Annotated in this window: 11 protein-coding genes; 10 read left to right on the top strand and 1 reads right to left on the bottom strand. The window is 43.0% G+C overall.

All coding sequences use genetic code 11. The annotated features are described in order from the left end of the window. A partial coding sequence (locus H580_RS0111565) for a cadherin-like beta sandwich domain-containing protein (RefSeq protein WP_028594925.1) occupies positions 1-2,199 on the top strand: 2,199 nt, incomplete at its 5' end. Between the two features lie 94 nt (positions 2,200-2,293). Here the strand turns inward: H580_RS0111565 and H580_RS0111560 are convergent. After that, the gene (locus H580_RS0111560) at positions 2,294-2,530 is read right to left on the bottom strand and encodes a DUF6953 family protein (RefSeq protein WP_028594924.1); all 237 of its coding nucleotides are present in this window, start codon (positions 2,528-2,530) and stop codon (positions 2,294-2,296) included. A 229-nt stretch (positions 2,531-2,759) separates the two neighbouring features. Here H580_RS0111560 and H580_RS0111555 point away from each other — a divergent pair, with 229 nt between their 5' ends. From H580_RS0111555 to H580_RS0111515, 9 genes are all read left to right on the top strand, one after another. Then, positions 2,760-3,476 carry a lysophospholipid acyltransferase family protein gene (locus tag H580_RS0111555; protein WP_084509180.1) on the top strand — a complete coding sequence of 239 codons (717 nt, stop codon included), beginning with the start codon at positions 2,760-2,762 and terminating at the stop codon, positions 3,474-3,476. A gap of 266 nt (positions 3,477-3,742) precedes the next feature. After that, entirely contained in the window at positions 3,743-4,459 is a 717-nt protein-coding gene (locus H580_RS0111550) for a hypothetical protein (protein ID WP_028594922.1), read from the top strand. A 150-nt stretch (positions 4,460-4,609) separates the two neighbouring features. Continuing rightward, complete coding sequence (locus tag H580_RS26910) at positions 4,610-4,783, top strand: HD domain-containing protein (RefSeq protein WP_211224403.1); 174 nt, start codon at positions 4,610-4,612, stop codon at positions 4,781-4,783. 226 nt (positions 4,784-5,009) lie between these two features. After that, on the top strand, positions 5,010-7,535 hold the full coding sequence (uvrA, locus tag H580_RS0111540; protein ID WP_028594920.1) for an excinuclease ABC subunit UvrA: 2,526 nt from the start codon (positions 5,010-5,012) through the stop codon (positions 7,533-7,535). A gap of 215 nt (positions 7,536-7,750) precedes the next feature. Beyond that, positions 7,751-8,617, top strand: a complete 867-nt coding sequence (locus tag H580_RS0111535; RefSeq protein WP_028594919.1) for a patatin-like phospholipase family protein — start codon at positions 7,751-7,753, stop codon at positions 8,615-8,617. A gap of 283 nt (positions 8,618-8,900) precedes the next feature. Continuing rightward, positions 8,901-9,803: an ABC transporter permease subunit gene (locus tag H580_RS0111530; protein WP_036605111.1), complete on the top strand. Its 903-nt coding sequence runs from the start codon at positions 8,901-8,903 to the stop codon at positions 9,801-9,803. 13 nt (positions 9,804-9,816) lie between these two features. Continuing rightward, on the top strand, positions 9,817-10,722 hold the full coding sequence (locus H580_RS0111525) for an ABC transporter permease (RefSeq protein WP_028594917.1): 906 nt from the start codon (positions 9,817-9,819) through the stop codon (positions 10,720-10,722). Between the two features lie 179 nt (positions 10,723-10,901). Beyond that, a complete protein-coding gene (locus tag H580_RS0111520) occupies positions 10,902-11,414 on the top strand; it encodes an SRPBCC family protein (RefSeq protein WP_028594916.1) in 513 nt (170 codons plus the stop codon). Between the two features lie 192 nt (positions 11,415-11,606). Further along, complete coding sequence (locus tag H580_RS0111515) at positions 11,607-12,062, top strand: SRPBCC family protein (protein ID WP_028594915.1); 456 nt, start codon at positions 11,607-11,609, stop codon at positions 12,060-12,062. The last annotated feature ends 19 nt before the right edge of the window (positions 12,063-12,081 follow it).

The following is a 12,081-nucleotide window of genomic DNA, read 5'->3' as shown; positions in this document are numbered from 1 at the left end:
AGCAACGCGGATTTGGGCAGTTTGACGCTAAGCGCGGGAACGTTGAGTCCAGCATTTGCGTCTGGAACAACGAGCTACACGGCGAACGTGGCAAGTGGTGTAACAGAGTTGGATGTAACGCCAACAGTAGCGGATAGCAAAGCGAGCGTAACAGTGAACGGTGTTGCTGTAGCAAGTGGCAGCGCGTCGCGAGTGCCGTTAAATGTGGGACCGAACCCGATAACGGTAGTCGTAACGGCGGAAGATGGAACGCCGAAGACGTATACGGTGACAGTGACACGTGCAACACCGCCGCAGTCGAGCAATGCGAACTTGAGCAACTTGACGCTCAGTGCGGGCACATTAAGCCCGGCGTTTGCATCTGGTACGGCGAGCTACACGGCAAGCGTAACCAATGCCGTATATGATGTAGACGTTAGCGCGATAGCATCGGATGCTGCGGCAACACTTACAATTAACGGGACGGCAGCAGCAAATGGAACTACTGTAAAAGTCCCGCTCAACATCGGAGCCAACGCGATTAGCATACTTGTTACCGCGCAGAATGGTACGACGAAAACATACACAGTAATTGTTACACGTTCAACTCCACCGCAGTCAAGCAATGCGGACTTAAGCAGTTTGACGCTGAGTGCAGGCACGTTGAGTCCGACATTCTCATCGGGGAATACGAACTACACGGCAACCGTTACGAATGCGGTGTATGAAGTAAACATCAGTGCAATTGCAGCAGATGCCTCTTCAACCATTATGATAAATGGAACAGCAGCAGCGAATGGAACTGCAGTAAAAGCTACACTAAAAGTCGGAGCGAACCCGATAGCGATACTCGTTACCGCACAAGATGGATCATCAAAGCTATACTCAGTAACCCTTACTCGTGAAGCTCCAGCATCGAACGGTGGATCCAATGGGTCAGGTGATTACACGCCAAAAGACAGTAAAGGCAGTATTCAAGTCATTGATGCAAATGGATCGATACATCAAGTTCCTGTCGGACATTTAATTGATGCTAATTTACTATTATCTGCGGATATTTACGATTCAACTAGCAATAAACAATTGCAGCAAAATATTATGATCGCGTCTGATGGTACTTTTACATTTAAGCCGTTATCAAAAGGCACGTATCGCGTACATTTATTTGTAACAGCAATAAATGGGCAACGACTTGCAGGCACAGAAGGTGAACTAGTTGTTCATTCTTCAGATAAGGCAGTCATGAGAGTAACAGCCATCGATCCATTTAGCGTTATAAGAGATGCAGCAACGAAGCAGCCTATTTCTGGAGCTAAGGTGAGTGTATATTGGGCTGATACAGAGCTTAACAAACAGAAAGGCAGAGTTTCTGGTACTCAAGTGGTGCTGCCAAGAATCGAAGCGAAGAAACTATCAGTTAACGAAAATGTCCAGTACAGTGATACAGAAGGTCGATTCGGCTGGCTGCTCTTCCCTGAAGGGGACTATTATGTCATCGCTGAAAAAGAAGGATTTAAAACGTACGACAGCCGCAAGGAACAATCTGCAACAGCTATTCATGTTAAGCATACGGCTCTGAAACTAGATATTCGTATGGTCAATGAGACGAAGGAACATGCTCCGTATATACGTGGTTATAAAGATGGTACATTCCGTCCGAATCAAGGAATTACGAGGGCTGAACTCGCTTCCATACTAGCTCGTCTTTTCCTTCAAGCGGAACAGTCTAAAAAGCAAACGATTGCTTTCACCGATGTGGAGGCATCGCATTGGGCGAATAAACATATTGCTGCAGTGGCACAAAGCAAGCTTATGATAGGGGATAAGCACGGGCGGTTCCAGCCTGATCAAACAGTGACGCGTGCTGAAATTGCTATTATTGCGAGCAAGCTGAAGCAGTTGAAGACCAGCGAAGCGCAGTCATCGGACTTTACAGATGTGAAAGGCCATTGGGCTGAGGCATATATTCAAACAGCTTCAGAAACTAACCTATTGAAAGGCTTCCCAGATGGAACGTATCGTCCACAGCAATCCCTGACACGAGCACAGGTTGTTGTGCTAATCAATAAAATACTTGGACGTACACCAGCATCTATTGATGCAATGCCAAAGTGGAAAGATGTCCAACCTACGTATTGGGCATATGACGAAATAATGGAGGCTTCTACAGCTCATCGGTATTTGTTAAAAGAAGGTCAGGAAGTTTGGCTTAAGCAGTAATAAACAATAAAATGACAAAGCGCTGTTGACTGGCTTCATGCCAATAATCAACAGCGCTTTTGTATTTCCTAGGGTATGTTCGAGGAATCCCGATTTACGTCCAACCCCAGAAGAATCCATCACGATCCCATGCGGCTCTGCCGCGGTGCAATTTTTTAAATGCTTTCTTTACTTCTTTTTCAATCGATACATTGCCATTCTCATGTGCATATATAAAAGACTCGCCAAAATGCTCTCGAATGTATGCTACTGCTTGGTCTTGGCGCAGCATGCCTGAAAATTGAAGTTCTTTCAACATCCACTCAGCAACTTGTTCTGCTGAATACTCCATGATATCGCTCCTTTATTTATCCTGAGTGACTCGAACTTTCTGCATGTTCATGCATGACGTTCCCATTACTATGATTTGACCTATCCATCATATCGTTGCAACGCACACAAATCAATTCATGGAAAGAGATGTATCCGCTTGTATGCAAAAGGAAGTAAATTATTTCATTAAATCATAAAGATCAAAACCGTGATATACTCGGAGTACATCATTTGAAAGGACGGACTTCATGAAGATTATCCGCACCATAGTATGGTTCATCTATTTCTGGGTTTATTTAATAGGTTTGCTTCCTCACCTTAACAAAGCGAAGAGGCTGCAGCGAGAAGGTCGAACGGCAGAACTTGATGCCCATGTAGCTAAGCATGTTGTAAAATGGGCGCGTTCTTTACTGCGAGTAGCAGGAGCAAAAGTGACGGTGCGTGGCGAGGAAAACTTGCCTGCTGAACCAGCAGTGTATGTTTCTAACCATCAGGGGAACTTCGATGTACCGATTTTATTAGGCTACCTTGGCAACCCGAAATCGATGTTTGCCAAGCAAGAAATCGGCAAGCTGCCGCTTATCCGTGATTGGATGAAGCTGTTCCGCTGTATATTTGTTGACCGCAACAATATGCGTCAGGCAATGAACAGTTTGAAGGAAGCGACTGAGCTTGTCGCTAACGGTCACTCTGTAGTTGTGTTCCCTGAAGGAACACGCAGCAAAAGTGACCAAATTGGCGAATTCAAAAATGGCGCATTCCGTATCGCAACGAAGACGGGCGCTCCTATTGTACCGATTCGTATTTCAGGTTCTTATAAGCTCATGGAGGCTAACGGATTCTGGATTTCTCCAGCAGAAGTTGAGCTAACGATTCTACCTCCTGTGCAAGTTGAAGGTCTATCTAAAGAAGAGATGGCTGAACTGCCAGAACGAGTAAGATCGTTGATTGAAAGCGCTGGATAGTTAGCATTTAAAAATAGTTGGCGTTGTTTAATAATGGCCCGATTTGTTATTCAATCAAAGATTATATAGGTACCTACAGGACTATAACTAAAGTCTGTATATGCGTGATTCGCATGTACAGGCTTTTTTTACATGACACAGAAAATGCCATTCAATTTCCGATCATTGGCACCGATATAGGACTATATACAAATAAATGATAATATATGTATATATTCATTTATTGTTTATATAGGTATTTTCTACTATAGGGGGAGCTTGTCAGAATGAGGAAAGCAGTATTTGGTATGGTAATCGCAACACTAGTCGTCCTAAATGTTCTTGTCGTTACCGTAATTATGAAACAAATTAATGACGCTTCATCAGCAAAAGTAGAGGCCACATCTGCGCAATCGGACTCAAAAAAGGAGTCGAATAAGTCAACAGCTGATCCATCCGCAAACACTGTAAAAGAAAAAAAGAATGAAACTCAAGAAATAGAAGAAGAAATTGAGCAACAGCGTGAAGAAAGTAACTCGAATGATTATGAAACTGACGAGACAGGGACAATTAGCGGAGTTATAACATGGCAGTATAACGAAGTTATTGGTACCAAGCCTGATGTCGGAGCTAAAATTGTACTCTTAAAGCCAAATCCTAAAGAAAAATATAATGTTCCTTTGTTGGCAGGAAGTTCAACAGGTGAATTGGTACAAGGCAATGGAGTATATGAAGCAAAGGCTGATGGATATGGTAACTATATAATCAATGATATTCCTGTAGGACAATATACTTATATTATAAACTCAAATAAAACGAAAAGTGAGTTTGATAATAAACTGCCTAAAGCAGATTCAGATTTAATTCAACAATTATTAACTGAGGAGCAGATTAAAGATATAGTGACATTTTTAGAAATATTTAATTATAAGATTGGAAAAGTTGAGATTAAGAACGGAAAAACCACAACGATTAGTCATGATTTTGGTTATACGCATCATTAGAAAATTTCTTTATGGGGCTGCTTCGTAGTTGACGGAGTCAGCTCTTTTTGTATTATAGGAGCAATCGCCATTGCGAGAGTCTTTCTCTATGCAGGTTGGAAGGGAGATCCGATCCATGATCCGGTGCTTCCGCCTCGAGAAACGATGACGATGGAGGAGTATCGGAATGGTAAGAGCACGGCAATTAATCATTTCTATGAGAAATTGCTCAATCTAAAGGACAAGCTGAACACCGCTGGGGCGAAGCGAATAGGGGTAGAGCGGCATCGATATATGGAAAGTTATTTGGCGCAATTCAAGCGTGAGTGGAAAGGTGAGCTGTAAATAAACTTTAAAGACCATGTGCAATGTTTATTTAGTATAAACTCGTAAATAAAGGGTGATATAACCTCAACCTTATCATTTGCATGAATGTAGTATGATAAGGATCTATTTTAATTAAGTTGCGAATTTATCCGCATTAGGAATGACCGCTGGTTTATCCGCGAGAATTTCTCTACGCACATTTCACACGCTGGACTTCCGCAACCGTAATCAAGGAGGGGTATCATTGTTCGAGACGATTAAGATTAAAGGTGCTAGAGAGCACAATCTGAAGAACGTTACGTTGGAGATTCCGAAGCATAAGTTTGTCGTATTAACGGGTCCATCAGGGTCCGGTAAATCTACGCTTGCGATGGAAACGTTGCAGAAAGAGTGTCAGCGACAGTACATGGAGTCAATGGGGATGATTACAGATTCCTTCACGAAGCCGAAAGTGGATTCCATTACGGGTCTTTCTCCTTCCATAAGCGTAGGGCAGCATGTAACGAATCGAAATCCACGTTCAACGGTTGGAACCGTCACGGATATCCATCAATTTCTACGGTTTGTTTATGCAAGAGCAGGTAAGCGTCCGTGTCCATCCTGCGGTGAAATGGTCGAACAGGCAACAGATGCAGCAGCAGATAGTAGTATGAATGAAGAAGAAGAGCGTGAAGGGAAGATTGTTTGTCCTTCTTGCAGCGCATCCCTTCCAAAGCTCACCATGCGACATTTTTCTTTTAATACACCTGAAGGTGCTTGTGGAGAATGCTCAGGTTTAGGCGAAGTAGCTAGTTTGAACATAGATGCGGTGTTTGATTTGGATAAAAGCTTGCGTGAAGGCGGAGTTGTCTTCCTTAATGAAGGATTGATCGAATACTATGGTCATGTATTAGTGGCAGCTGGCAAGCATTATGGATTTGAGTTCGATCTGGACGTTCCGCTTCGAACCTATACAGAAGCAGCGAAGGACTTGCTGTACTACGGGGCCGAGAGTGAAGAGTTCTCTCGTCATTATCCAACCATTCAGCCGCCGAAGACGGTATCAAAGGGCAAGTTTGAAGGTATTATTACAGGCATGTGGCGCCGATACAAAGAGAAAGACGGTGATGCAGCAGGGGCTTCCTACGGGCACTCTGGCGTATTTTTCACACAGCAAACGTGTCGGTCTTGTCACGGTAAAAAGTTACATGCAGACAGTCGATCCGTACAAGTATATGGAGCGTCCATTTCGGACATATCCAGTTGGTCGCTGCAAGATGTGTATCAATGGATTAGTGATTTATCCAGTCAGCTTACAGAGCAGGAGCAAGTCTTGCTTCAACCGATAATGGAAGATTTGCCGAATCGCCTTAAGCGGATTGTTGATGTTGGCCTTAGTTACCTTTCCTTGGATCGTCAGACGATTACGCTGTCAGGAGGAGAAGCACAGCGGCTTCGCCTTGCCACTTTGCTAGGTTCCGGACTAACGGGAGTGCTGTACGTATTGGACGAACCATCTAGAGGGCTTCACCCGAAAGATACGGAAGGTCTTATTTCAGTATTGCTGCAGCTGCGTGATATGGGAAATACGGTGCTAGTCATCGAGCATGATCCGGAAATGATGCGTGCCGCGGATCATGTTATTGATATGGGGCCAGGAGCGGGAAGCCGTGGTGGTGAAGTAGTGGGCGAAGGGACGTTGGAGCAGCTAAAAGCGATCTCTGCATCGGTTACAGGCGCTTATTTGAGAGAAGAGGAGCTTCCTTCTCCTCCACGTAAACGTAGAAAAGGTAATGGTCGTACGCTAACGATCCATAATGCGCATTTGCGTAATTTGCGTCATATCGATGTTTCGTTCCCACTTGGGGTGCTGTCCTCTGTAACAGGAGTTTCTGGCTCAGGGAAATCAACATTGATGTTCGATCTGCTTGCGGAAGGCGGTATTGAGCATGCGAAGCGTCCAGGCTGCGACCGTATTGAAGGATTGGAGCATATTGGTGAGCTTATTTTGGCGGATCAATCTCCGATTGGTCGGATGCAGCGTTCGAATGTGGCGACCTATACGGATGTATTTACGCAGCTTCGCAATCTATTTGCTGGCTTGCCTGAAGCGAAGAAGCAGAAGCTAACGTCTAAGCATTTCTCTTTCAATACAGCAGGTGGGCGTTGTGAAAATTGCCAAGGACTAGGCGTAGTGACGCTGGATATGAACTTCTTGCCCGATATGGAGGTTACCTGTACGACGTGTAAGGGCCGCCGTTTTAAAGAGGAAGTATTAGCGGTGACGTATAAAGAACATTCCATTTCCGATCTGCTGGACATGTCTATCGAAGACAGCTTGGACATTTTCGCTTCGGAGAAAAAAGTTGCGAGTATGATCGAGCTGTTGTGCGAAGTGGGGTTGGGCTATTTACATTGGGGTCAATCCGTTCGAACGCTTTCTGGTGGAGAAGGGCAGCGCTTGAAGCTGGCGAAGGAACTAAGTAAGAAAACGAAGAAGCATACGTTGTATTTGCTGGATGAGCCTTCTACAGGGCTCCATCCGAAGGATGCGGAACGTCTTCTTATTTTGCTGCAGAAACTGGTCGATGCCGACAATACGGTTATTCTCGTTGAGCATAATATGGAACTTGTACGAGAGTCAGATTGGGTCGTCGATCTTGGACCTGAAGGTGGCGCAGCAGGTGGGCAATTGATGGCGGCAGGTACTCCTGAGCAGGTAGCAGAGGTTGATCATTCACAAACAGCTAAATATTTAGAAGAAGCATTACGTAAATATAGAAGTAAATAAATTACGGAACTGAATCTGTATGTTCAACAATAGAAAGTTGCACTTGCTTCTGATGTATTGTCTAGTTCGGTGACGTATCACAGGAGCGATTATTCTCTTTTATAGGACCATTGGATAATGTCTAGATCATTTGTTGGGTTTACATCACTCTGCAATTGATGTGTAATAATATATATAGGTTCACGCTAGACATTAACAAAACGGCAGGTGAGAAGATGAGTGAGCATTCCGTTACGGTTCCGAAGTTAGGCAAGACAGCTTTAGTTGTTGAAGGCGGAGGGATGAGAGGGATATTTTCCACAGGAGTGTTGGATGCGTTCATTCAGCATTCCTTCAATCCCTTCGATATATGTATTGGTGTGTCGGCTGGTGCTAACAATACAGCTGTTTACCTTGGTCAAATGTATAAGCGCAACTATAAAGTCATTACGGATTATTCCGTAAGACCTGACTTTATAAATTGGAAAAAATTCATTCGTGGTGGACATTTGATGGATTTGGACTGGTTGTGGGATACAACAACACGAGAGCTTCCTGTACAGCGGGAGCTGTTGTTTAATGGCCCATCTCAATTTCTAATTGGGGTGACAGAGGTAGACACGGGCAAGCCTGTCTACCTAGAGCCTAACACTAATAATTTGGAACAGATGTTGAAAGCTTCTAGCGCAATTCCCGTTCTTTATCGTGGGTTTGTTGAAGTGGATGGAGTTCCTTATGTCGATGGTGGGGTCACCGATTCGATTCCTGTTCTGGAAGCGTATCGAAGGGGAGCAAGAACGATCATGGTGATTCGTTCTAGACCACATGCATTCACGATGCGTTCTAGTAAAGTCAACTATCCAACTCGATGGGTGTTACGCCAACATCCACGGCTGGTAGAGGCGCTGGATAATCGGGCCAATAAGTATCAAGAAGCGATTGATTTTATGCGCAATCCACCTAAGGATGTTCGTATGATTGAGGTGAATCCTCCGGCTGAATTCAAGACGGAGCGTCTCACAAAAGATATAGAAGTGTTGAACCGAGACTATATGCTTGGTAGTGCAATTGGAGAACAGTTGGTTCGTGAATGGAACGGATAGACAAAATAGAAATAGACTCTGTCTTGCAAGTGGAATGTCGTACTTGCAAGGGAGAGTCTATTTTTGTATCTGTGTGCATGTTTCGACGCCCGTTCAATTCTAATAATCAATGAAAGCTCTTGTATACATAATGTACAACTAGATACATATATTTTTATAATCTGAGCAGGAGATTATTGGAATATGACGAAAAAGCTATATAATATTTTTGTGATCCAAATAATGGGTCGTAAAAACGGCTGTAATCATATAGATAGAAGTAGTATGGGGGGATGTCAGGGATATGCGCTCACAAATTTACAAGACACTAGGGCTCAGCCTATTTGCAATGGTCATGCTCATCTTAGTCGTCTTATTCCCACGAGATTTGGATATTAGTGTGGTGGGATACGGTATACATGCTGAATACCATTTTAGTTGGGAGAAATACGCGAATAATATGAAGACGTTTTTACATGGAATTTTTTATGAACAGACGCTTGGTCCTACTCGTTATGAAGGGGAGACAGCTGAAGCTGCTGTAGCAAGAACGGTAATGAATAGTATGGCTGTTATCGTTACCTCTTTCGTCCTTAGTATGGGGCTAGGTATTTTGAAAGGGATCTTCGATTATCAAAGTTCGGATCGTAAAACAAAATGGCTAGGTGGTATGACGACGTGGTTATTTCAATCTATACCGGACTTTTTACTGATTTTGATATATCAGTGGATTATCCTTAATTATTTTCCGTTTATCCATATATTCGCTGAAGAAGGCTGGGAGGCTTGGGTATTTCCTAGTTTATTGCTATCCATTTACCCTACTTTCTATATCGCTCGGATTACCTCCGCTTCTATTGCGGCACAAGAAGGGTTGTTGTACATAAAAGTCGCACAAGCGAAGGGATTATCCCGTACTCGCGTTATGTACAAACATGTGTTGAAAAATTGTATGAGTACGATTTTAAGCCATCTATCAGCTTTGTTTGTGTACATGTTATCGAATTTATTGATTATCGAATATTTCTCCAATTTTCCAGGTGCAGCGAATCGCTTGTTTATCGCTATTGACTATGATCTCTATTTTGGAGCGGGGGCCAACTATGAACCGGGAGTTATTATCGGAATTTGTTTCTGTTTCATGGTCTTACTAGTTATCGCTCAATTGGTCAGCATCCTATCAAAATATAAAAGCGGATTGCGATGAAAGGGTGGTTGAGTTGAGAAATATCCCATTATGGATCGGCGGAACGATGCTCGCATTCCTTCTATTCGTTATGTTTGCAGGCCCACATCTTCCGTTTGTGAATAAAGAATTAACTCCAGAGAAGCATCGCTGGAATGCAGATCGCACCAAACTTACGATGCCTCCCTATAAACCATCTGCCATTAATCCGCTCGGTTCAGACAAAGCGGGTGTTGACAATTTAAGTAAGCTGATCGTAGGCGCAAAATCAACCGTTTTGTTTGTGTTGGCAGTGACTTTAGTCCGATACCTCATTGCCGTACCACTAGGTTTGCTTGCCCGCAAACAGAAAGGGTTCACGTATTCGGTAGTTACGAGCATGAATCAAGTCTTCTCCTACTTGCCTGCTCTCTTCTTTGCAGCATTACTATTGAGTAATCCGTTGATTCAATATGGGGATTATCGGTTGTTAAAAGTTATTACTATATTGGCTTTTATTGAAGTGTTCAGGGTAGCGTATGTCATCCAACAACAAACGCATCAAATATCGTATGAACCTTACATGGAAGCAGGTGCTTCCCTAGGATTAAGTAACAAACGTTTGGCCGTAGGCTACTATATGCCTGCGCTGCTGCCTGAACTTATTATCAACTTCTGTATCGATGTAGGAAAAGTAATGCTGTTAGTTGGGCAGCTTGGCGTACTTAGTATTTTTCTTACGCACGACTGGGTTGAAGTTGAAGTGTATACGAAGAAGTTTATTAATACGAGTACAGATTGGATGTCCTTGTTAGGAGCGCATCGTAAAGATATTTACCACAACAAATTTGGCTTTGTGTTCTTCCCAGCACTAGCTATTATGTATGTTATTTTGACGTTCAATATATTAGGAGAAGGCTTTAGACGTTACTTTAGTAGACGTTCTAATGCAAAGGTGTAAGGAATAATTGTCTCTGTATCATGCCTTGAATGGAAATAGACTCACATTTAACCTGCTGCTTGAACATGTTAGAATATAAGCTACTCTACAGTTGACGGATTGTATAAATGCTCAGTTGTTGTCGGTTCTCCGTCGCTGTTAGCAGTATAGATGTAAAAGGCAAGCAGGTGAGTGTGAAGATGAATATTTCAATTTCTATCGATATTGCTGCTCCGAAGGAAATGGTGTTTGAATCGTTTATTCGTGATTCCTATGTCATGGAGTGGAGCGAGTTTGTAGTTGAGTATAAGTTTGAAGAGGAAGAAGACCGTGATTGTATCAAAAGAGGCGTTACCTATACAAGAGCGGAAGAGTATCTAGGGAGATTTGTAGAAATTCAATCTGAAATTATGGAGTACGAACCGAATAGACGTGTCACGGTAAAAGGAGCATGTGAAGATTGGGAAGTATGGACGAATTTCCAGTTGGAACAGCATGATCCGGGTGTTATGCGTGTAACGCTAACCCATACACGTGAAGTTGTTGCGTTGTGGGATCGGTTATCTTCCCTTGTTACAAGATGGGTATTGCGCAGGCAGTTGAAGCAAGAAATGGCTCGATTAAAAGCATTCGCGGAACGGCGCTATCAGAACAGCCTTAAGCCGCCGGAAGTGTCGGAGTCTGTGGAACAGGCTGATAGCGGTGAGAATTGATAGCGAGATTTCTAACCAAATAGCGTTGTTGTGTACAACCTCTTACTATACGAAGATGAAAACTTTTTCAAATAGTAAGAGGTTTTCCTGTATCTATTTCGAATTATGAGTAGTAGTGTTGTTTAAAGATAGATTGTTCTTATTGTCCAATTGGAATGGACAACATCATGAGTAGAATGGGAGATATTTTGCGTGCAAATAACGGTATCAGCAGAAATGAATGCCTCAGTAGATAGAATCTTTCGAGCAATGAATGATGAAGAGGAAGTAAAGCGTTGGAGCAAGTTGGTTACCGGCTTTATTTATGAAAAAGAAGAAGATCGCAATCAATGCTATCCTGGTTTAACGTACATTTGCGTGCAGAAGCAATTTGGTCAAGTTTTGGAAGTAAAGGCCAGAGTTGTAGAATGCAATTTGCCCCATAGGCTTGCAGCCAGAGCTGTCATGGATGACTTTACAGCTTTGATGTCGTATTCTTTTGATAAGCATGGCGAGGTCGTGAGAGTAACTCATCAACAGGAGTATGAGTTTTCATCAGGAATGGCAAAAGTACTCTTTGTATTGACGAGTTGGATATCTAGAATAATGCTGCAAAATGAGTTGAATCGTTTGAAAAAATATGTTGAGGCACATCCACATTTAGATTAGATATTGTTGTTATACATAG

The organism is Paenibacillus assamensis DSM 18201 (assembly GCF_000422445.1).
GTDB lineage: Bacteria > Bacillota > Bacilli > Paenibacillales > Paenibacillaceae > Paenibacillus_B > Paenibacillus_B assamensis.
Note: the sequence above shows the minus strand (reverse complement) of the source record. Positions and strands in the feature narration are given on the sequence as shown.